The sequence below is a fragment of the Nonomuraea sp. NPDC052634 genome, assembly GCF_040678535.1.
Classification (GTDB): domain Bacteria; phylum Actinomycetota; class Actinomycetes; order Streptosporangiales; family Streptosporangiaceae; genus Nonomuraea; species Nonomuraea fastidiosa.
Genome location: NZ_JBFATY010000009.1, coordinates 142,712 through 163,542, shown reverse-complemented (window position 1 = coordinate 163,542; position 20,831 = coordinate 142,712). Strand labels below are relative to the sequence as shown.

The 20,831-nt window shown below is 71.9% G+C and carries 21 protein-coding genes; 13 read left to right on the top strand and 8 right to left on the bottom strand.

From position 1 onward, the window contains the following. The first annotated feature begins 39 nt into the window (after positions 1–39). The 3 genes from AB0K67_RS31205 (at position 40) to AB0K67_RS31195 (ending at position 3,673) form a co-directional block, all read left to right on the top strand. The gene (locus AB0K67_RS31205; RefSeq protein ID WP_364067438.1) at positions 40–1,236 is read left to right on the top strand and encodes a Cmx/CmrA family chloramphenicol efflux MFS transporter; all 1,197 of its coding nucleotides are present in this window, start codon (positions 40–42) and stop codon (positions 1,234–1,236) included. Beyond that, positions 1,233–2,054 (top strand): MOSC N-terminal beta barrel domain-containing protein, encoded by an 822-nt coding sequence (locus AB0K67_RS31200; RefSeq protein ID WP_364067437.1) that lies wholly within the window; start codon positions 1,233–1,235, stop codon positions 2,052–2,054. The genes AB0K67_RS31205 and AB0K67_RS31200 overlap by 4 nt, the downstream gene beginning before the upstream one ends. Before the next feature lie 350 nt (positions 2,055–2,404). Continuing rightward, positions 2,405–3,673, top strand: coding sequence for an MFS transporter (locus tag AB0K67_RS31195; protein ID WP_364067436.1), 1,269 nt, complete (start codon positions 2,405–2,407; stop codon positions 3,671–3,673). A 109-nt stretch (positions 3,674–3,782) separates the two neighbouring features. Here AB0K67_RS31195 and AB0K67_RS31190 read toward each other — a convergent pair whose 3' ends face one another. Then, the gene (locus AB0K67_RS31190) at positions 3,783–5,345 is read right to left on the bottom strand and encodes a bifunctional 3'-5' exonuclease/DNA polymerase (protein ID WP_364067702.1); all 1,563 of its coding nucleotides are present in this window, start codon (positions 5,343–5,345) and stop codon (positions 3,783–3,785) included. A gap of 35 nt (positions 5,346–5,380) precedes the next feature. Next, the gene (locus tag AB0K67_RS31185; protein ID WP_364067434.1) at positions 5,381–6,538 is read right to left on the bottom strand and encodes a metallophosphoesterase; all 1,158 of its coding nucleotides are present in this window, start codon (positions 6,536–6,538) and stop codon (positions 5,381–5,383) included. A 545-nt stretch (positions 6,539–7,083) separates the two neighbouring features. Between AB0K67_RS31185 and AB0K67_RS31180 the strand changes: the two genes are divergently transcribed. Next, positions 7,084–7,437 (top strand): hypothetical protein, encoded by a 354-nt coding sequence (locus AB0K67_RS31180; protein ID WP_364067433.1) that lies wholly within the window; start codon positions 7,084–7,086, stop codon positions 7,435–7,437. A 48-nt stretch (positions 7,438–7,485) separates the two neighbouring features. On the opposite strand, the gene AB0K67_RS31175 is transcribed toward AB0K67_RS31180, so the two are convergent. Then, positions 7,486–9,048, bottom strand: coding sequence for an FAD-binding oxidoreductase (locus AB0K67_RS31175; RefSeq protein ID WP_364067700.1), 1,563 nt, complete (start codon positions 9,046–9,048; stop codon positions 7,486–7,488). A 31-nt stretch (positions 9,049–9,079) separates the two neighbouring features. Here AB0K67_RS31175 and AB0K67_RS31170 point away from each other — a divergent pair, with 31 nt between their 5' ends. From AB0K67_RS31170 to AB0K67_RS31145, 6 genes are all read left to right on the top strand, one after another. Beyond that, the gene (locus AB0K67_RS31170; protein WP_364067432.1) at positions 9,080–9,592 is read left to right on the top strand and encodes a helix-turn-helix domain-containing protein; all 513 of its coding nucleotides are present in this window, start codon (positions 9,080–9,082) and stop codon (positions 9,590–9,592) included. Next, positions 9,585–11,102: a glycerol-3-phosphate dehydrogenase/oxidase gene (locus AB0K67_RS31165; protein WP_364067430.1), complete on the top strand. Its 1,518-nt coding sequence runs from the start codon at positions 9,585–9,587 to the stop codon at positions 11,100–11,102. The genes AB0K67_RS31170 and AB0K67_RS31165 overlap by 8 nt, the downstream gene beginning before the upstream one ends. 127 nt (positions 11,103–11,229) lie before the next feature. Beyond that, positions 11,230–12,075 carry a sucrase ferredoxin gene (locus tag AB0K67_RS31160; RefSeq protein WP_364067429.1) on the top strand — a complete coding sequence of 282 codons (846 nt, stop codon included), beginning with the start codon at positions 11,230–11,232 and terminating at the stop codon, positions 12,073–12,075. A 100-nt stretch (positions 12,076–12,175) separates the two neighbouring features. Further along, positions 12,176–12,487, top strand: a complete 312-nt coding sequence (locus AB0K67_RS31155) for a WhiB family transcriptional regulator (protein WP_080036407.1) — start codon at positions 12,176–12,178, stop codon at positions 12,485–12,487. 511 nt (positions 12,488–12,998) lie between these two features. Continuing rightward, complete coding sequence (locus AB0K67_RS31150; protein WP_364067428.1) at positions 12,999–13,127, top strand: hypothetical protein; 129 nt, start codon at positions 12,999–13,001, stop codon at positions 13,125–13,127. Positions 13,128–13,306: 179 nt separating this feature from the next. Beyond that, a complete protein-coding gene (locus tag AB0K67_RS31145; protein WP_364067427.1) occupies positions 13,307–13,657 on the top strand; it encodes a hypothetical protein in 351 nt (116 codons plus the stop codon). An 86-nt stretch (positions 13,658–13,743) separates the two neighbouring features. Here AB0K67_RS31145 and AB0K67_RS31140 read toward each other — a convergent pair whose 3' ends face one another. Together AB0K67_RS31140 and AB0K67_RS31135 are read right to left on the bottom strand one after the other, a co-directional pair. After that, complete coding sequence (locus AB0K67_RS31140; RefSeq protein ID WP_364067425.1) at positions 13,744–13,977, bottom strand: DUF397 domain-containing protein; 234 nt, start codon at positions 13,975–13,977, stop codon at positions 13,744–13,746. Between the two features lie 132 nt (positions 13,978–14,109). Then, the gene (locus AB0K67_RS31135) at positions 14,110–14,991 is read right to left on the bottom strand and encodes a helix-turn-helix transcriptional regulator (protein WP_364067424.1); all 882 of its coding nucleotides are present in this window, start codon (positions 14,989–14,991) and stop codon (positions 14,110–14,112) included. Positions 14,992–15,122: 131 nt separating this feature from the next. Between AB0K67_RS31135 and AB0K67_RS31130 the strand changes: the two genes are divergently transcribed. Beyond that, a complete protein-coding gene (locus AB0K67_RS31130; protein ID WP_364067423.1) occupies positions 15,123–15,596 on the top strand; it encodes an ATP-binding protein in 474 nt (157 codons plus the stop codon). Here the strand turns inward: AB0K67_RS31130 and AB0K67_RS31125 are convergent. Together AB0K67_RS31125 and rsgA are read right to left on the bottom strand one after the other, a co-directional pair. After that, the gene (locus tag AB0K67_RS31125; RefSeq protein ID WP_364067422.1) at positions 15,561–16,220 is read right to left on the bottom strand and encodes a phosphoribosyltransferase family protein; all 660 of its coding nucleotides are present in this window, start codon (positions 16,218–16,220) and stop codon (positions 15,561–15,563) included. The two genes, AB0K67_RS31130 and AB0K67_RS31125, sit on opposite strands and share 36 nt — an antisense overlap. Before the next feature lie 481 nt (positions 16,221–16,701). Next, on the bottom strand, positions 16,702–17,799 hold the full coding sequence (gene rsgA, locus AB0K67_RS31120; protein ID WP_364067420.1) for a ribosome small subunit-dependent GTPase A: 1,098 nt from the start codon (positions 17,797–17,799) through the stop codon (positions 16,702–16,704). A gap of 356 nt (positions 17,800–18,155) precedes the next feature. Here rsgA and AB0K67_RS31115 point away from each other — a divergent pair, with 356 nt between their 5' ends. Together AB0K67_RS31115 and AB0K67_RS31110 are read left to right on the top strand one after the other, a co-directional pair. Continuing rightward, positions 18,156–18,644: a sigma-70 family RNA polymerase sigma factor gene (locus tag AB0K67_RS31115; RefSeq protein WP_364067698.1), complete on the top strand. Its 489-nt coding sequence runs from the start codon at positions 18,156–18,158 to the stop codon at positions 18,642–18,644. Continuing rightward, positions 18,641–19,372 carry a zf-HC2 domain-containing protein gene (locus tag AB0K67_RS31110; protein ID WP_364067419.1) on the top strand — a complete coding sequence of 244 codons (732 nt, stop codon included), beginning with the start codon at positions 18,641–18,643 and terminating at the stop codon, positions 19,370–19,372. The genes AB0K67_RS31115 and AB0K67_RS31110 overlap by 4 nt, the downstream gene beginning before the upstream one ends. A gap of 140 nt (positions 19,373–19,512) precedes the next feature. Here the strand turns inward: AB0K67_RS31110 and glyA are convergent, their stop codons facing one another. Continuing rightward, positions 19,513–20,763 (bottom strand): serine hydroxymethyltransferase, encoded by a 1,251-nt coding sequence (gene glyA / locus AB0K67_RS31105; RefSeq protein WP_364067418.1) that lies wholly within the window; start codon positions 20,761–20,763, stop codon positions 19,513–19,515. Positions 20,764–20,831 lie beyond the last annotated feature (68 nt).

Below are 20,831 nucleotides of genomic sequence, written 5' to 3'. Positions count from 1 at the left end.
GGTTTTTGTACTGATCAATTCAAAATGAAGGAGGTAGCCATGCCATTGGCCATCTATATCCTCGGCCTGTCGATCTTCGCGCAGGGCACGTCCGAGCTGATGCTGGCCGGGCTGCTGCCCGGTATGGCCACCGACCTCGGCGTGTCCATCCCGGAGGCGGGCCTGCTGATCTCGGCGTTCGCCATCGGCATGCTGGTGGGCGCGCCGCTGCTGGCCGTCGCCACGCTCCGGATGCCGCGCCGTACGGTACTGCTCACGTTTCTCGCGATCTTCGCGCTGTCCCACGTGGCGGGCGCGTTGACCGCCGACTACGCCGTGCTGTTCGCCACCCGCGTGATCGGCGCCTTCGTGTACGCGGGCTTCTGGGCCGTGGCCGCCGCCACCGCGATCGGCCTGGTGCCGGCCACCTCCCGCGTCAAGGCGATGAGCGTGCTGGCCGGCGGGCTCACCGTGGCCACCGTCGTCGGCCTGGCCGCGGGCACGCTGATCGGCCAGCACATGGGCTGGCGTGCGGCGTTCTGGGCGGTCGCCGGGCTGACGGTGCTGGCCGCGATCGGCGTGCTCGCCACCATCCCCGGAGGCCGCCCCGACGCGGACGACGCCCCGAGCGCGGCCACCGAGCTGCGCGCGATCGCCAGGCCGCGGGTCCTGCTCGCCTACGGCATCACCGCGCTGAGCACCGGCGCGCTGCTCGCCTGCTTCAGCTACCTGAGCCCGCTGCTCACCGACGTCACCGGCCTGGACGAGGTCTGGGTGCCCGTGGTGCTCGGCCTGTACGGCGTCGGCTCGCTGATCGGCATCACGCTGGGCGGCAGGATCGGCGATGCCCGGCCGTTCCCGCTGCTGTTCGCCGGCATCACCGGTCTCGTGCTCACCTCGGCCGCCCTGTGGCTGTCCGCCGGCGTCGCCGTGCTGGCGATCCCGCTGGTCTTCCTGCTCGGCGCGTTCGGCTTCAGCACCAACCCGGCGCTGAACGCCCGCCCCTTCGCGCTGGCCAAGGGCGCGCCCACGCTGGCCGCCGCCTTCAACGTCTCCGCCTTCAACGTCGGCATCACCGCCGGGCCCTGGGCAGGCGGCCTGGCGATCGACGCCGGGCTCGGGTACGCCTCGGTCGCCTGGATCGGCGCCGCGATCGGCGTCGCCGCCCTCGCCGCGGCCGCGCTGTCGGCGGCCCTGGAGCGCCGCGAAAACCCCCTTCGGCAATCGCCTGAGGTGGAGATACGGTCTGCCGTATGAAGCTGGCGAGCATCTCGTACTATCCCGTCAAATCCACCACGGGTCATGAGGTGAGCGAGGCCGACGTGCTGCCGTGGGGGCTGGCCGGCGACCGCCGCTACCTCATCGCCGACGCCGACGGCCGCACCCTGACCGCCCGCGCCGAGCCGCGGCTGCTGTCCATCGTCCCCCTGCTCGACGGTGACACGCTCACGCTGACGGGGCCGCACGCCGAGCCGCTGACCGTGACCCCATCCCCCGCCGCGCTCTCCCCCGTCACCCTGTGGGGGCGCGAGGTGGAGCTCACCGACTGCGGCGAGGACGCCGCCGCGTGGCTGACGGCTCTGGTCGGACGGCCGGTGCGGCTCAAGTGGCTGGACGACCCCCGTCGTCGTCCCGTCGACCCGGACTACGGGCGGCCGGACGATCGGGTCAGCCTCGCCGACGGCTTCCCGCTGCTGCTCACCTCGGCGGCCTCGCTCGCCAGGCTCAACGACTGGATCACCGAGGACGCGCTCGAACGCGGTGAGGAGCCGCCCGCGCCGCTGACCATGCGCAGGTTCCGGCCGAACGTGGTGGTCGACGGGATGCCGTTAGAGCCGTTCGCCGAGGACGAGTGGAAGCGGCTGCGCATCGGCGAGGTGGAGTTCCGGGCCGTCAAGGGGTGCGCGCGGTGCGTGCTCACCACCATCGACCCCGACACCTGCGACAAGGGCAAGGAGCCGATCAGGACGCTGTCGCGCTACCGCAAGCGGGACGGCAAGGTCTGGTTCGGCGTCAACATCATCCCGGACGGCCCGGGTCACATCGCCGTCGGCGACCCGGTGACGATCCTCTGACACGGTGGCGGATCCGCCCAGCCCCGTCTGCTCGGCGAGCCGGTGGATCCGCCCGGCAAGTGGATCCGCCCGGCAAAAGGCGCAATCGGCGCGGCGGCGCATCCGTCCGGCAGAAGACGCGACCGGCACGGCGGCACACCCGCCCGGCAGAAGACGCGACCGGCACGGCGGCACACCCGCCCGGCAGGAGGCGCGGCCGGCACGGTGGACACCCGCCCCGCAGGAGGCGCGGCCGGCACGGCGGCACACCCGCCCCGCAAGAGGCGCGCTCGGCCTGGGCCGGGCATCCGCCGGAAAGAGGCGCACTGTCCCCTATGGGGTGTTGTTAGGGGTTATGCGAGACTTCACGCGTGACCAGTGCCCCCACACAATCCACCGCACCCCTTCCCGAGCGGATCGTCCGCATCCAGCGCCGCACGCTGGCGGTGCTCTCGGCGTCGCAGATCGTGGGCGGCGTGGGCGTCGCCGTCGGGCTCGCGCTCAGCTCCGTCGTGGTGGACGAGCTGTCGGGCTCGACGGTGATCAGCGGGTTCGCGGGCACGGCCACGGTGCTCGGCGCGGCGCTGCTCGCGCTGCCCACCGCCAGGGCGGCGGGCCGTGGCGGGCGGCGGGCCGGGCTGTCGCTCGCGTACTTCGCCGCGCTGGCCGGCTGCCTGGTCTCGGTGCTGGCGATCAGCCTGCGTACGTGGCCGCTGCTGCTGGCCGGGCTGGTGCTGGTCGGCGGCGGCAGCGCGGCGAACCTGGCGGCCCGCTACTCGGCCACCGACCTGTCGCCGCGCGACCGCTCGGCCCGGCACCTGTCGCTGGTGGTGTGGGCCTCGACCATCGGCTCGGTCGCCGGTCCCAATCTCGCCGAGCCCGCCGACGAGCTCGGCGTGGGGCTCGGGCTGGTGGAGAAGGCGGGGCCGTTCGCGTTCGCGGCGCTGGCCTTCGGGCTGGCGCTGGTCGTCGTACTGGGGATGCTGCGTCCTGACCCGCTCGCGCTGGCCCGCGAGCTGCACGGCACCCGCGAGGAAGGCGGCAAGCGCCGGGGCATGATCCGCACCGGCCTGCAGGCGCTGCGCACCACCCCGATGGCCCGCCACGCCCTCGTCATGATCGCGGTGAGCCACACGGCCATGGTGTCGGTCATGTCGATGACCCCGGTCAAGCTGCACCACGACGGCTCGAACCTCGACGTCATCGGCCTGGTGATCAGCCTGCACATCGCCGGCATGTACGTGCTGTCGCCGGTCGTCGGCTGGCTGGCGGACAAGGCGGGCAAGGTGCCGGTGCTGGTGCTCGGCATGGCCCTGCTGGTGAGCGCCGCCGCGCTGGCGGGCACCGCCGGGCACCGCGTGTGGCAGGTGACGGCGGCGCTGGTGCTGCTCGGACTCGGCTGGTCGTGCGGGCTGGTGGCGGGCTCGGCGCTGGTCAGCGAGTCGGTGCCGCTGGAGCGGCGGACCGCCGTCCAGGGCCTGTCCGACCTGCTGATGAACGTCTGCGGCGCCACCGGCACGATCGTCGCGGGCGCCATCGTGGGCCTGCTCGGCTACGGCGTGCTCGGGCTGGTCGTCGCCGTCATGGCCGGGCTGTCGGGCCTCTGGCTGCTCGCCGTACGTCGCCGCACCGCCCCCTGAGCCCGCACCGCCCCCTGAGCCCGCACCGCACCCTGGGCCCGCACCGCGCACCCTCCGGCTGCGGGCCCAGACGGGCTGAGGCGGGATCCGCGACGATGCGGCCGGGGTGTCACTTGGCGTCGGCGTAGCAGGAGACGGCGACCGTCTCCATCGGGAAGCGCACCGGCGTCCGCCCGAACAGCAGCCTGGTCGCCTCGGCCGCCGCCACCCCGACCGCCGCCGTGACCTCCTCGGCCTGCTCGGCGGGGCAGTGGACCATCACCTCGTCGTGCTGGAAGAACACCAGCCTGGCCGGCTCGGGCAGCCGCCCGCGCAGCACGGCGAGCAGCGCGAGCGCCCACTCGGCTGCCGTGCCCTGCACCACGAAGTTGCGGGTGAAGCGGCCGCGGTCGCGGGCCGCCCGCGCGCCCTCGGGCCCTGCGACCAGCTCCTTCCACCGCGCGGACGGCGGCGGGCAGGTGCGGCCGAGCCAGGAGCGTACGAGCCGGCCCTCCTCCCCCGCCTTGGCCGCGTCCTCCACGAACTGGTACGCCTTGGGGAAGCGCTGCCGCATGACGGCGAGCAGCCGGGAGGCGTCGCCGCTGGTGCCGCCGTACATGGCGGACAGCATCGCGATCTTGGCGTGCGCCCGCTCGCCGCCGAACGACTTCGCCAGCGCGGAGTACAGGTCGATCTCCCCCGCCGCCTCGGCGAGCCGCCCGTCGCCGGCCATCGCGGCGAGCACTCGCGGCTCGAGCTGGGCGGCGTCGGCCACGACCAGCACCCACCCGTCGTCGGCCAGCACCGCCCGCCGCATCGCCTTCGGGATCTGCAGCGCGCCGCCGCCGTTGGTGGCCCACCGGCCCGACACCACGCCGCCGACCACGTATTCGGGCCGGAACCGGCCTTTATGCACCCATTGGTCGGCCCACGCCCAGCCGTGCGCGCTGTGCAGCCGCGCCAGCTCCTTGTACGCCAGCAGCGGCGCGACGGCCGGATGGTCGATCTGCTTCAGCTCCCACGACCTGGTGGTCTTGAGCGAGATGCCCGCGCCCTTGAACGCCTTGATGAGCTGCTGCGCGGAGTCGGGATTGACCGGATGGCCGAACGCCGCCGCCACCTCGTCGGCCAGCGCCTGCAGCTTGGCCGGCCGCATGCCGTGGACGGGACGCGGCCCGAGCAGCTCGGTCAGCAGCGCGTCGTGGACGTCTTTGCGCCACGGCATGCCCTCGTGGGACATCTCGGCCGCCACCAGCGCGCCCGCGGACTCGGCCGCGACCAGCAGCCGGAACCGGCCCGGCTCCGGCAGCGCGGCGATGCGCCTGAGCTGGTCGTCGAGCACCTCGGCGACCAGCTCGGCCGACGGCGGCTCGGGCGCGAACAGCGTGCCGGGCTCGCTCGGCCGCTCGTCGGGCACCGGCAGGCCGTGCAGCCTGGCGTGGGCGGCCCTGGCCGAGCGCGGCTCGTCGTGGCGGCCCTCGTAGGCGAGCAGCAGCCGCTCGGTCAAGGCGATGTCGTGGCAGCGCCCGACGCGCACGCCCCGCTCGATGAGCGGCGGGTACGCCTCGCGCGTGTCGGCCCACACCCACCGGGGGGACTCGGCCGCCTCCAGCTCGCGCACCGCGTCGGCCAGGACGGCGGGACGGCGCGGCGCGCCGCCGACCGGCAGCACCGTGTCCCCCGCGAGCACCACGTACACGCCACCAGGGTGCCAAACGGCTCCGACAATCAGCACGCCAGGCTGATGCGGACCTCGTCCTCCAGCGGCGGGTTCAGCTCCTGCCCCAGGCAGCCGGTCGCGGCGAAGCAGCGCAGGGTCAGCTCCTGCGGCGTCACCGAGACGTGCAGGAACTGCTTGAAGAACGGCGGCGTGTCCCAGTCGGACAGCTCCGACAGGTAGCGGTGGAACATCCGGTCGACCGGCAGCCGCAGCGGCCACGTCCAGGCGCCGAGCAGCCGCGCCGCCCAGCGCATGCGCCGGGTGATGCGCACCGGTCCTGTGGGCGTTCTGACCGGGGCGTTCTTGATGCGCTCGTTCATGATGCACGCCGCCTCGGCGGGCGTCAGGTAGAGCCACGGCATGCGCAGCCTGCGGGCGTAGAGCTGGCTGTAGAACGACAGCGAGTCGCCGCGCAGCGGATAGCACCTGAAGTCGTCTTCGTGCACGCCGTTCACGTCCACCCGCTCGATGGTGTGGGTGGCGTGCATGAACGCGCCGCCGCCGCCCGAGACGACGTACTGGATCACCCGGCCGTCGCCGAGCCTGACCGGGTAGCGCTGGTAGTTGTGCACGTCGCCGCCGATGGCCGCGACGTAGCGGTGCGCGGGGTCGCGGACGATGTCGTCGATGGTCCCGCCGTCCTCCAGCGGTGAGGGCTTGTACTCGTTGCCGGTGTAGATCGGCTTACCGGTGACCAGGATCTTCGGGCGCGGGTCGCGCGAGACCCGGCGCAGCCACTCGGTCTGGTCGCGGTCGATGACGTTGCCGATGCCGGTGTCCACGCCGACGATGAGCAGGCTCTCGCTCTCGATCGCCCAGTACGGGCCCGGCTGCGCGGCCTGGCCCTCGGCCTGCTGCGACGGCCTGCCGCGCAGCTTGCGGGCCTCGGCGAGCCGTTCCTCGTCGATGGGGTCGGGCTTGCGCCACAGCAGCCCGCGCAGCCCCTTGTCCGGCACGGGCTTGAGCGGCGGGGCGTCGCAGAAGACCCGCATGAAGCCGCCGAGCCCGTCGTACCAGTCGTGGTTTCCCGGTATCGCGTAGATCGGCGCGTCGTAATCCTGGTACGGACGGAAGAACTTGTCGCCGTACTCGTTGCCGGATCCGGTCGGATAGATCACGTCACTGGCGATGATGGCGAAGGACGTGCCGGAACCGACTTTCAGCATGCCCGGAACAACGGCGTACTGGGACGCGTCGCCCTCGCCGGTATCGCCCAGTAACAGGAAAGAGAAATTTCCCCCGACAGGCGGCTTGATGCGAAATTCCGGATCAATCCCGCGGGCCTTCTGCGCCTCGATCCACCGCTTGCGCACCTGCCCGGAAGGATCGCCGAACAAGGACGCGAGCACCTCGTTACGCGAGCGCCACAACGTCGCGGGATTCAACCAGCTGAAGCCCTTGCGATCCGGTCTGAGCTGCTGAAACGTCCCAATCTGCGAGCATGCCCAGCCCGCCCCTTCCTCCGACACCCGGGACGAAAGCTGCTTTCCCCGCTCAGCCGCTACTTCCACCATGACCACATCTTTACCGTGATCTACCTTCCATGCGACCTGAACGCTCCGTACCGTACGGAACACAGAAGGTTCGCAATGGTGTAGCCTTCCTCCCCCAAGCAAGCGGTTGGGATCGCCGAGGGGAGGCTCCGATGAGCCGTAAGGGCCCGGATGACGCGACCCGAAAAGGCACTTCCGGCGTAGAGGCCATCGAGGGTTTGCTGGCATTCGCGCAAACCCGACCGCGCTGGAGCAGAAGCACCGCGCTCAACGGTTTCCGCGAGGCGATCGCCCGCGCGCGGATGCTGGCCGACGAGTCGCCTCGCGAGCACACCGAGCTCCTGGTGCGCTGCCTCCGCACGACCGCGCGGCAGCTTCTGTCATGGGGACGTTCCACGGAGGCGCTGCCGATGGCGCAGGAGGCGGTGGCGGCCGCCCGCTCCATCGGCGGCGCGCCGCTCATCGCCTCGTTGCACACGCTGGCCGCGGTGTACGAGGCCGAGCACCACTACAGCGAAGCCGCCGCCGCGCTGGCCGAGGCCGACGCGATACGGCCGGGCGAGGACACCTGACCCGATACGCCGGCCTCGTAGACCCGGCCGGTGCCGCGCCGGAGCCGCCTACGGGATGAGCACGCCGGGGTTGAGCACGCCCTCGGGGTCGAGCGACTCCTTGACCGCGCGCAGGATCCGCACCCCGACGGGGCCGATCTCCCGCCCGTAGGCCTGAAGGTGGTCGCGGCCGACGCCGTGGTGGTGCGTGATCGTGCCGCCTGCCTCGACGACGGCCGCGTTCACCGCCTCCTTGGCCCGCTCCCACTGCGCCACCGGCTCGCCGTCCTGGGCGACGACGACGGTGAAGTAGAGCGAGGCGCCGGTCTCGTACACGTGGGAGATGTGGCAGAGCACCAGCGGCGAGCCGAGCGCGCCGAGCAGGGCGAGCCTGACGGCGTCGTACAGGCGCGGCAGGTTCGACCAGAAGCCGGCCGTCTCCAGCGTCTCGACGGTCGCGCCGGCGGCGAGCAGCGAGTCGCGCAGGTACGGCGCGGAGAAGCGGCCGTGCTCCCACGCCTGGCCCGGCCCCTCGCCCAGCGGCTCGCCGCCGTACCGGGCGAGCACGGCCGACGCCCGGGCCCGGCGCGGCTCCACGTCGGCGCCCTCGTACCCGGTGATCATGAGGCAGCCGCCGGGACCGCCGGAGCCGATGGCCTCGGGATCGGCCAGGCCGACCATCGTCTCGGTCTCGTCCGACAGCCGCAGCACGGCCGGCAGCGGCCCCTCCTGGGCGAGCGCCCGCGCGGCGGCCGACCCGGCGGCGAACGCAGGGAAGCGCCACCCCTCGTAGCGCCGCTCCGCGGGCGCGCGCCGCACCCGCAGCCGCAGCGAGGTGATGACGCCGAACGCGCCCTCGGAGCCGAGCACGAGCTGGCGCAGGTCGGGCCCGGCCGCCGACTTGGGTGCGCGGCCGAGTTCGAGCGTGCCGGTCGGGGTGGCCAGGGTGAGCCCGGCCACCATGTCGTCGAAGCGGCCGTATCCGGCGGACGCCTGGCCGCTCGAGCGGGCCGCGGCGAAGCCGCCGAGCGTGGCGTACTCGAAGGACTGGGGGAAGTGCCCGAGCGTCAGCCCGTGCGCGGCGAGCAGCCGCTCGGCGTCGGGCGCGCGCACGCCCGGCTCGAAGTCGGCGAGCATCGACTCAGTGTCCACCGAGCGCAGCCGGTCGAGCCGCCGCAGGTCGAGCGCGACGACCCCGGCGAAGCGGTCGCGCCCGCTCGGCGCGAGGCCGCCCACGACGGAGGTGCCGCCGCCGAAGGGCACGACCGCGATCCGCTCGCGCGAGCACAGCTCCAGCAGCCCGGCCACCTCGTCGTGCGAGCCGGGCAGCACCACGGCGTCCGGGGCGTCGCCGCCGTCGCCGGCGCGCATGCGCAGCAGGTCGGGGGTGGACTTGCCGCGGGTGTGGCGGACGCGGTCCTCGTGCCCGGTCAGCACGTGCTGCTCGCCGACGACGCCGGCGAGCGCGCCGAGCAGGGCCTCGGTGAGGGCGATCGGGGGCAGCCGCACCTCCTCCAGGGCGGCGGCGGGAGCGACGGGCGCGCGGACGCCGAGCAGGTCGCCCAGCAGCTTCTTGACCTGGTCCGGCAGCTCGCGGGCCTTGGCCGGGTCGCCCCAGCCCGACCACAGCATGGGTTCTCCAGTCACCTTTACACTGTGACACATGACGTCGAATCGTCACAATGACGACGCTGTGCTGGACGCGGCACGTGACTGCGTGCTCGCCTACGGGGTGCGCAGGACGACGCTCACCGACGTGGCCCGCAGGGCGGGCGTCTCGCGGATGACGATCTACCGCCGCTGGCCCGACGTGCGCACGCTGGTCGCCGACCTCATGACCAGGGAGTGGGTACGCGTGGTGTCGGAGCTCGACCTGTCCGACCCGGTACGCGCGGTGGTGGCGGGCGTCAGGGGGCTGCGCGAGCACCCGTTGTGGCGCAAGATCGTGGAAGCGGACCCCGAACTGCTGCTGCCCTATCTGCTCGATCGGCGCGGCGCCAGCCACGAGGCCGTGCTCCAGGTGCTGGAGCCGGTCGCGGGCGGGCCGCGCAAGGCGCGCGCGGTGCTGCTCGTCGCGCAGTCGTTCCTGCTGTCCGCATCGACCATGCTCGACCCCGTGACCATGGACGAGCTCGACGCCGAGCTTGCCGCGCTACTGGAGGCCTACCTTGGATAGCTCGCTGAATGCCGCACGACGATCGCGCGAGCTGCGCGAGGTCGCCGAGCTTTCGGACCGGCGGCTGGACGTGCTGGTCGTCGGGCTCGGCGCGACGGGCGCGGGCGCCGCGCTCGACGCCGCCTCACGGGGGTTGAGCGTAGCGGCGATCGACGCGCACGACCTGGCTTTCGGCACATCCAGATGGAGCTCCAAGATGGTGCACGGCGGCCTGCGCTATCTGGCCAAGGGGCAGGTCGACGTGGCGTACGAGAGCGCGGTCGAGCGCGGCATCCTGCTCCGCAGGACCGCTCCGCACCTGGTCAAGGCCCATCCGTACGTGCTGCCGCTGACCCCTGACGTCTCCCGGAGCCAGGCGGCCATGGTGATGACCGGCTACCGGCTCGGCGACGCGCTGCGCGCCGCCGCCCGTACGCCGCGCCGCCTGCTGCCCGGCCCCAGCCGCCTCAGCCCGGAGCGCACCCGCAGGCTCGCGCCGGTCCTGCGCGCGGACGGCGCGTCCGGGCGCCTGCGCGGCGGCCTGCTGTCGTGGGACGGCCGGCTGCTCGACGACGCCCGCCTGGTCGTGGCGATCGCCAGGACCGCCGCCGCGCATGGGGCGCGGATCCTGACCCGCTGCCGCGCGCTGCGCCTGACCGGCAACGGCGCCGACGTGCGCGACGAGCTGACCGGCGAGGAGTTCACGATCCGCGCCCGGGTGGTGATCAACGCCACCGGCGTGTGGTCGGGCGAGCTGGACCCCCGGGTGCGGCTGCGGCCGTCGCGCGGCACCCACCTCGTGCTCGCGTCCCGCTCGCTGCCCGGCCTCATCGCGGGCCTGCACCTGCCGCTGCCCGGCGAGAGCAACAGGTTCGCGCTGGTGCTCCCGCAGCACGACGGCCGCGTGTACGTCGGGCTCACCGACGAGCCCGTGGACGGCCCGGTGCCGGACGTCCCCGAAGCGCCCGAGGAGGACGTCAGAACGCTGCTGGAGGTGTTGAACGGGGTTGTTGAGACTCCGGTGACCAGAGAGGCCGTCGCGGGCGCGTACGCGGGCCTCAGGCCGCTTCTGGCGGCCGACGGCAGGACGTCCGATCTGTCGCGCAGGCACGCGGTGTTCGCGGGCGACGGCGTGGTGACCGTCGTGGGCGGGAAGCTGACGACATATCGGCGGATGGCCGAGGACGCGGTGGATCGGGCGGTCGCGCACGCGAACCTGCGGGCCGGGCGGTGCCGTACGCGGCGGATCCCGCTCATCGGCGCGGGGCCGCGCCCGTCGAACGTGCCGCCGCGCGTGACCGATCGGTACGGCTCGGAGGCGGATGCCGCGTACGAGCTGGTCAAGGCGCACCCGGAGGAGGTCGGGCTGGGGCTGACGGCGGGCGACCTGCTCTGGTCGGTGCTGCACGAGGGCGCGCTCGACGAGGGCGACCTGCTCGACCGGCGGACGCGGATCGGCCTCGTGGCGCAGGACCGGGAGCGGGCCCTTGCGGCGACACGGGAGGTATTGCACCGAACCTCCCGCCCATGACCTCTCCGAACCGTTAGGTTAGTCTTACCTAAGTCGGTTCGGGGAAGGAGCATGTGCGTTGGCAAGGGGCTGCGAGCATCCGGCCGGGTGCCACACCGGAGCGGTGCCCACTCTGGCGAGCGCCACGGTGGGCGCGAGGCTGTGGCTGCTCGTCGAATACACCGGACCGTGGCCCTCGCACCTGGAAAACTTCGAACTTCCTGAAAAAATCTCGGAACTCGTCCGCAGAGCGCTCGAACGCGGTATCAGGCCCCAGCTGATCCGCCGCCCCGGAAGGCGGACCCGCCAGCAGGAGCAGGGGATCCGTGTGCTAGTGGCCTACGCCGTGGGCGACCGTCCGTGGCTCGCCGGGGGCGTCATCGCAGGTCCTGACGATCTTGACCTGGACGCGCTGGTGGCCGGAGTGGTCCCCGAGTCCTGCATACTTGAAGACGAGCCGGTATTTCTGGTCTGCACGCACGCCAAGCGCAATGCGTGCTGCGCCCGCATTGGACTGCCCCTCGCTCGGTCCCTGGCCGAAAAAATGCCGGACAGAGTGTGGGAAACGTCACACGTTGGCGGCGATCGCTACGCCGCCAACCTCGTGTGCTTGCCACACGGAATTTTCTACGGCAGCATGTCTCAGGCTGCTGCACTGGCAGCGGCTAACGCGTACCGGGCGGGCGAGGTCATCCTCGACCGTTACCGGGGACGCGCAGGCATCCCTGAGCCATTGCAAGCCGTCGAGCACTTTGCCCGAGCCCATACGGGAGAGCGCTCCGTCGGCGCAGTGGCCGTGGAATCCTCCAGGATGGACGGCGACGTCACTCAGGCCATCGTGCGCTGTGGTGACGTCCGGCTCCAGGTTGTGATCGAACCATCGGCGTTCGCTGCGCCGTGTGGTACGGCTTGTGCCGAGACGATCACCACCTACCGGCTGGTTTCGCTGGACAGGCTCACGCCTGTGCGGTACGCCACGCCCGCCCTCACCTGATCTGGGAACATCACGGCCCAGCCTTGCGTTGGAACAGTGATGCCAAAAGCGTCCAATGCGGCTTAAATCCCGAAATACCTCTCACGAAGGTGGTTTTCTCATGTCTCAGGTACGTCGGCAGCTCGCCCGCCCCCGCCCCAGCTGGGGTTGGCAGGATGATGCCGCGTGCCGGGGTGAGGACCTCGTGCTCTTCTTCGGCCCCGATGGGGAGCGGCAGCCCGAGCGTGACGTACGTGAGCGGAAGGCCAAGGCGATCTGCGCCCAGTGTCCTGTCCGCAACGAGTGCCTTGACTACGCGCTGTCCCGGCCCGAGAAGTACGGCACGTGGGGCGGTCTCAACGAGGACGAGCGAGCCAGCGAGCGTCGCCGTCGCATGCGCCGCGCGGCCAGCGCCGGCATCTCCGCCGCCTGACACACACCCGGCACCTTCACCACACATCGCGTGATCACGCAGTTGTCCCGATGAACCGGAGCCTGGCGTTCCATGCCCAGGCTCTGGCGAACCCGGTCGGGACAACTGCCTGATCAGGCCACCGGCATCCCTTCGCGAACGAGCGGGGGGATGTGTTGTTTTCCGCACCGCGCACACCGGCCGCGGTCGCGATCCGCTTCGGCGAGAGGCCACGTCCGCGCCTCGGCACGCATCACCGACGCGGATCACCGCGTACGGGCTGCCTCGGCGCGCATCCCCGACGCGGATCACCACGTACGGGCTTTCCGGCGCATCGCCCGTGCGGCCCCTCATACGCGCCGGCGCCCCTCTCGTGTCTTTGTCCTCACGAAAGGCACGCTAGCCGACGCATCCGACATTTTTCGTCACTGCACCAATTCAGCATCTTCCCCCGCATACCCCTGCCTGCTTCTGGCATCATCCGGGGCTCGCCACGCGCGGGGCGTCGGAGGCGACCGATACCGTCGCGGTCATGCCGACTTCGCATACCGCCTCCGTCCCGGCCGGCGATCTGCAAGAGGTCATCGCGCGGGCCGTCGAGATCCTCGCGCACGCCGACGAGCCCGCCGCCTGGGATTCCAGGGCGGGCTCGCTCGAATGAACGTGCGGGGAGACGGCCGAGCACCTCGCCGACGATCTGTTCGCCTACGCCGTCCAGCTCGGGCTGACAGTGCCGCCGCTCGACGCCTACGTGCCGTTCATGATGGAGAGCAGGAGGCCGGGCGGCCCGCGCAACAGCGTGCACGCCGACCGAGGAGCGGCGTCACCGGGCTGCTTCAGGTGCTGCAGAGCAGCAGCGCACTGCTCATCGCGGTCGTGCGCACGGCGCCGCCGCAGGCGCGCGCCCATCACATGTTCGGCCCCGCCGACACCTCGGCCTCCGCCGCGATGGGCCTGGTCGAAACGCTCATGCACGTGCACGACCTGGCGCAGGGGCTGGGCCTGCCATGGACGCCGCCCGCCGGCGTGTGCGCACGCGCGCTCGGCCGCCTTCTCCCCGACGCCCCGGAGGGCGGCGACCCCTGGGCCGCCCTGCTGTGGGCCACGGGCCGCGGCGACCTGCCGGGACGGCCTCGCCAGACGAACGGGCGCTGGCACAACGCACTCCCGCCCGAAACCGAAACCACCTGACCTGACCGAAAAGGCGGCGCGGCGCGGGAGCGCGGCCAGGAACGCCATCCCGTGTTCCGCCCTCGAGGGCGGAACACGGGATGCGGTCAGACGATCAGGTCGTCGAACTCGCCGTCTTTGGCACCAAGGACGAACGCGGTCATCTCGGCCGGCGTGTAGACAAGCGCGGGACCGTCGGGAAAGCGTGAGTTACGCATGGCGATCTCCCCGTTGGGCAGGCTCGCGACCTCGACGCAGTTGCCGTTGGGGTTGCTCCGCTTGCTCTTGCGCCAGACGACGGGAAGGCGGCCGGCGGGCGTTCCGTTCCGGAACTCTTGCATGGGGGCAGCTCCTCGCGATCTTACGGATGCACGTGCATCCGCGCTTGCGAGGTGACAATACGGCAACACGACGCGCTCCATATACCGGACAGCCAAAATCCCTCTATGGAGTGGATCACACGGATATGTGACTCAGTCGGAGAGCAGGCGTTCCAGGAAGCGCCTGGTCGCCCTCGGCTCCTCCGCCTGGACGCTCAGCCGGTCCATGACCTCCATGTAGTGGTCGGAGTCGGCGGGCTTGTCCAGGTACAGGGCGGTGGTGAGCTGCTCCATGTAGACGACGTCGGGCAGCTCGCGCTCGGGGAAGCGCAGGATGCTGAACGGGCCGCCGGCCGCCGCGTGCCCGCCCCGCTCGAACGGCATGACCTGGACGGTCACGTTGCGCTCCGCGGTGACGTCGAGGAGGTGGGCGATCTGCGCGCGCATGACCTCGCGGCCGCCGAGCATGCGGCGCACGACGGCCTCGTCGATCACCGCCCAGACCGTCAGCCCGGTCTCCAGCCGCTTCTGCCGCGTCATCCGCAGCGCCACCCGGCGGTCCAGCTCGTCCTTCGGCGCCTTCTCGTGGGCCAGCGAGATCACCGCCCTGGCGTACTCGGGCGTCTGCAGCAGGCCGGGGACGAACTGGTTCTCGTACGTGCGGATGCTGGACGCGGCGCCCTCCAGGCCGATGTAGACCTCGAACCAGGAGGGCAGCAGGTCGCTGTACCGGTGCCACCAGCCGGGGGCGTTGGCCTGCTTGGCCAAGGCCAGCAGCGGCTCGCGCTCCTTGGGGTCGGTGACGCCGTACAGGGTGAGCAGGTCGGCCACGTCACGCTGCTTGAAACTGACCTGACCTAGCTCCAATCGGCTGATCTTTGCATGAGATGCGCGAATCGCATACCCGGCGTCCTCCCGGGAGATACCCTTTTCCGTGCGGAGCCTGCGCAGCTGAGTTCCCAGCAGAATCCGCAGCACCGTAGGGCTTCCAGGCGTATGGCTGAGAAGCTTCCCCTCCGTGCTCTCCGCGCTCACTCCACCGCTCCTCGGACTCTTCTGCACGTGCAGATGCGATTCGCATCCGTAAACTACGAAAAGTCTTGCATCGGTAAGCACTGGCCGTAAAGATGGGTATTGGATCACCAGACCGCGCTTCGGGGGCCAGGATGACGACTTTCGACGCACGGCCGCAAGCCGCCATTGGTTCCCGGCCACCGGCATGGCTCTCGTCCATCCTGGTCGACGGGCGGCCCGGCGAGTGCGACGCCGTCTTCCCCTTTCCCCGCAACGCGACAGTCGAGCCCGCGTGCGTGGCCACCGCACGGCGCTTCGTCGATCAGACGCTCGGCACCTGGGGCGTCGTGGAGGCCGCCTTCGACCTGCAACTGGTGGTCTCCGAACTGGTGACCAACGCGATCCGCCACGGCGGCGGCGCCGCACAGCTCAGGATCCTGGCCCACGGAAGCGATCTGGCCTGCGTGGTCACCGACCACAGCCGTACCGTGCCGGTCGCCGCGGCGCCCGACGTCTTCTCCGAGTACGGGCGCGGCCTGCGGCTCGTGGACGCCCTCTGTTCCGCCTGGGGCTGGCTGTCCGCCGGCGGCTCACGCAAACTCGTCTGGGCCGTCATCACCGGCTGACCCCTCCTCCAGCAGGCGCAGCACGTCGTCGTCGGTGAGCTGCTCGAAGTCCTCGTACCACTGCCCGACCGCATGGAAGTCCGCCGGGGTCCGCAGCACCACCACCTCGTCCGCCTCATCCCTTAGCGACGCCACCGTGTCCGGCGACCCGACCGGGACGGCCAGCGTGACCTTCGCGGGCTTGGCCGCGGCCACCGCCCTGAGCGCCGCCCGTGCGGTGCCGCCCGTCGCCAGCCCGTCGTCCACCACGATCACCTCGCGGCCCTCCAGCGACGGCGGCGGGCGGTCGCCGCGGTAGACGCGTACCCGGCGGGCCAGCTCGCGCCGCTCCCGCCGTACCACGTCCGCCACCGACTCCGGCGTCATGCCGAGACGGCGCAGCAGCACGTGGTCGAACACCGGCTCACCGCCCTCGGCCACCGCGCCGACCCCGAGCTCGGGAGCCGGCGGGTAGCCGATCTTCCTGGTCACCAGCACCTCGAGCGGCACGCCGAGACGACGCGCGATCGGCGCCGCCACGGCCACGCCGCCGCGCGGCAGGGCGAGGACCACGGGGTCGCGCGCGCCCCGCAACCGCTCCGCGAGCAGCGCCCCTGCCTGGGCCCGGTCTGCGAAGAGCTCCATGATTGGTGCCCTACCCGCTCCCCGCCGCCCCTTTCGTCCCCTTCCGCCGGAGTCGGCTTCCTCCGGAGTCTGCGGCCGTCCCGCGCCAACCCGTTCGGAAGGGGCACTTCCGCGAGGGTTCCCTCGGCGCACAGCCGAAAGGGTGGGGTCGCCGAAAGGGTGGGGTCGCGCCACCGTTGACAGCGACCGAAACGGGAGGACGCGCGACAGCGCTCCTGCCGCCGGGTGCCCGGCACCTGGGCCGGCACCGACCGGTCAGGCGGGTGCGCCCGCCCCCACTCGGGAGGGCGGCCGGGCACTCGCGCGACCGGCCGCTCGCCGAGCGCTCGCGGGACCGGCCGCTCGGCGAGCACTCGCGTACGCCCGCGCCCACCGCCCCGAGGCCGCAAGCTCGCCAGCCCGCCCACCGCGCCGAGGCCGGGGGATCGGCCACCGCCTGGGCGCGAGGCTCACGGGGTCGCCGGCCGCCCGTGCACCGACGTCAGGGCCGGTTGCGGCCGGAGCGGCGCATCTCCTTGTGGATCACCTTCCACCGGTTCTGCTGCTCCTTGCGCAGCCGCGCGTCCGTCCTGGCCGCCATCCACAACGCCTCGCGCTGCAGTTTGCGCCAGCTGTGCAGGCGGCGCTCCGGCAGGTCGCCGTTCTCGACGGCCGCGAGCACCGCGCAGCCGGGCTCGCTGTCGTGGCCGCAGTCGCCGAAGCGGCAGCCGGCGGCCAGCGCGTCGATGTCGGAGAAGACGCGGTCGACGCCGTCGCCGATGTCGTAGAGGCCGACCCGCCGGATGCCCGGCGTGTCGATGATCAGCCCGCCTCCGGGCAGCGGGATGAGCTCGCGGTGGACGGTGGTGTGGCGGCCGCGGCCGTCGGCGGCGCGTACCTGCTGGGTCTCCATGACGGTCTCCCCGGCGAGCGCGTTGGCCAGGGTGGACTTGCCGGCTCCCGACGGGCCGAGGATGACGGCGGTGCGCGAGCCCTGCAGGTAGCCGGCGACCAGATCGACGCCGTCGCCCTTCAGCGACGATACAGCGTGCACGTCCACGCCGGGCGCGGCCGTGCGGACGTCGGCGAGCAGGTCGTCGAGCCCGTCGTCGAACAGGTCGGATTTGGTGACGAGGACGACGGGCGTGCCGCCGGATTCCCAGGCCAGCGCGACGAGGCGTTCGATGCGGCCGAGGTCGGCGAAGTCGGTGGAGTGCATGGACGGCTCGGCCACGAAGACGATGTCGACGTTGGCGGCGAGCACCTGGCCCTGACCGTCGCCGGACAGCCCGCCGACGGAGTCGCGGCTGACGCCGCCCCGCACGAACGCGGTGGTGCGCGGCAGCACCTGGTCGAGCTCGTAGCGGCCCTCGGGCAGCCAGGTGAGCGCCGCCCAGTCGCCGACGCAGGGCAGTGCGATGGGGTCGGCGGCCGAGGCCCGGCGTACGCGGGCGCCGTATCTGACGTGGTGCCGGCCGTCGGCGGCGATCACCTCGGCGGCGCCGCGGTCGACGCGGGACACCCGGGCCGGGACGGTGCCGTCGGGAAGAGCGGCGGCGCGCAGGTCGGTCCAGCCGAACAGCGAAAGATCGTAAGACAACGCAGTGGAACCTTTGATCAAGAAGGTGAAAGAAGGGAAGGCTCGGGGCCGCTCAGGCGAGCGCCCGGAGGTGGACTGAAGGCACGGCGAAGACGGTGACCCGCATAGTCCTCACCTCCTCGATCGTTTGCCGAGCCGACTCTACGTATCCGGCCACGGCGATGCAATCGCATTATGTTCCGCCGCCTGTTGAACCGCGTCAGGGCGGCCGGCCGTACCACCTGCCGACGGACTGAGAAAGGGGAATGATGCGAACCGGCACGTATCCCCCGTCCTCGGCCGAGGAAGCCGTACCGTCGGGCAAGCCGCGCTTACGCCACTGGATCCGGCGCGTACGCCCGGACGACGAGGTGGTCGTGTCCGCGCTGTACCGGGAGTACCACAGGCCGCTGCTGGCCTTCGTGATCCGGCTGACCGCGGGCGATCGGCAGTGGGCGGAAGACGTGGTGCAAGAGACGATGATCAGGGCGTGGCGGAGTGCGGAGCGGCTCGACCCTGACTCGGTCTCGCTGATGCCCTGGCTCGCCACGGTCGCCAGACGTATCGTGATCGATGATCGGCGGCGGAAGGACGCCCGGCCGCGGGAGTCGGGTGCCGCGCCGCTGGAGAGCCTGCCCGTTCCCGACGAGATGGAGGGACTGCTGCATCAGGTCGTCGTGGCCGAGGCGCTGAAGGCGCTGTCGCCGGCACATCGCGAGATCCTCAACGAGACGATCCTGCGGGACCGGTCGGTCAACGACGCCGCCGCGGCCCTGGGCATCCCCGTGGGCACGGTGAAGTCCCGCGTCTACTACGCCGTCCGCGCGCTCCGCATCGCATTGGAGGAGAGGGGGGTGACGGCGTGACTTCGAGGGTCGAGCACACGGACGTGGGCGCCTACGCGCTCGGGCTGCTGGACGAGGACGACCGGCTGGCGTTCGAGGCACACCTGCTGGGCTGCAGTTCCTGCCGCTACGAGCTGCACGAGCTGTCGGGCGTGGCGAACGTGCTGCACGGCATCGGCCCCGTCGAGGACCTCGGCCCCCCTTCCGATGACCGCCGGTCCGACGTGGTGAGCCTGCTGCGGCGCAAGCGGGCGGCCGACCGGCGGGCGCGCAGGGGGACGTTCGTGATCGGCATCGCGGCGGCGGTCACGCTGGTGGCCGGCGGGCTGGTGGTCGGCACGCAGCTCGACGCGGGCGAGGCCGTGCCGCTCGCGCAGGGCCGAAGCGGTGAGATGAGTACGCACATGGGCACCGCCGAGCAGTTCTACGCCGAGGGCCGCCCGATCCAGGGCAAGGGCGTGGACGGCGTCACCGGGGGGCTGGTGGTCGAGTCGAAGAAGTGGGGCACGCACGTGGCGCTGAAGCTGGCGGGCGTGAAGGGGCCCCTGGAGTGCGAGCTGGTCTCGGTCGCCAAGTCGGGTGAGCGCCGGGTGATGACCGGGTGGTCCGTGCCTCCAGCCGGGTACGGAGTGCCGGGGTCGCCCGACCCGCTCTACATGCATGGGGGCAGCGCGACGCAGCTGAAGGACATCGACCGCTTCGAGGTGGTCACGTCGGACGGCAAACGGCTGCTCACCGTCGAGACCTGACCGCGCGCCGCGTACGCGGCCGCGGTCGGCGAGCGGGGCATTCCGGCCACGCCCCGCCCGCGAACAGCGCCCCGCCGCGCCCGGGAGCCCGTGCGGCGGGGCGCTCGGCCTTCTCCGTGCCCGTGCCCGTGCCGGACGGCTTACAGGCCGGGGGCGGGGAACTGCGAGGTCAGCTCGGTGACCTCGTTGCGCACGCGGGTGATGACGTCTTCCGCGTCGCCCTTGGCCACGGCCGAGACGACCTCGTCGATCCAGGCGCCGATCTGCCGCATCTCGTTCTCGCCCATGCCGCGCGAGGTGACGGACGGGGTGCCGATGCGGATGCCGGAGGGGTCGAACGGCTTGCGCGGGTCGAACGGGACCGTGTTGTAGTTGGTCTCGAGACCGGCACGGTCGAGCGCCTGCGCGGCCGGCTTGCCGCCGATGCCCTTGGGCGTGAGGTCGAGCAGGATGAGGTGGTTGTCGGTGCCGCCGGAGACCAGGTCGAAGCCGCGCGCCGACAGCTCGTCGGCCAGCGCCTTGGCGTTGCGCACGATCTGGTGGGCGTACTCGCGGAACTCCGGCTGGGCGGCCTCGTGGAGCGCGACCGCGATGGCGGCGGTGGTGTGGTTGTGCGGGCCGCCCTGCAGGCCGGGGAAGACGGCCTTGTTGAGCGCGGTGGCGTGCTCGTCGGTCATCGACATGAGCATCGCGCCGCGCGGGCCGCGCAGCGTCTTGTGGGTGGTCGTGGAGATCACGTCGGCGTGGCCGACAGGCGACGGGTGCGCGCCGCCCGCGACCAGGCCCGCGATGTGGGCGATGTCGGCCGCGAGCACGGCGCCGACCTCACGGGCGATCGAGGCGAAGCCCTCGAAGTCGATGGTGCGCGGGATCGCGGTGCCGCCGCAGAAGATGAGCTTCGGCCGGTGCTGCAGGGCGAGCTCGCGGACCTCGTCGAGGTCGATGCGGCCGGTGTCCTTGCGCACGCCGTAGCGGACCGGGTTGAACCACTTGCCGGTGGCCGAGACCGACCAGCCGTGGGTGAGGTGGCCGCCGAACGGCAGGCCCATGCCCATCACGGTGTCGCCGGGCTGCAGGAACGCCATGTAGACGGCGAGGTTGGCGGGCGAGCCGGAGTAGGGCTGGACGTTGGCGTGGTTGACGCCGAACAGCGACTTGGCGCGCTCGATGGCGAGGGTCTCGATCTGGTCGATGACCTGCTGGCCCTCGTAGTAGCGCTTGCCCGCGTAGCCCTCGGAGTATTTGTTGGTCAGCACCGTGCCGGTGGCCTCGAGCACGGCCTTGGACACGTAGTTCTCGGACGCGATCAGCTTGACGGTGTCGGCCTGGCGACGCTCTTCAGCCTGGATGAGCTGGGCGATCTGCGGGTCGACGCTAGCGAGAGAACCCATGACTCTCCTGTCATCGTTGACGATCTGCGAAGACCCAGGCGCACGGCCTCCGCTCCTTTCGCTCCCTG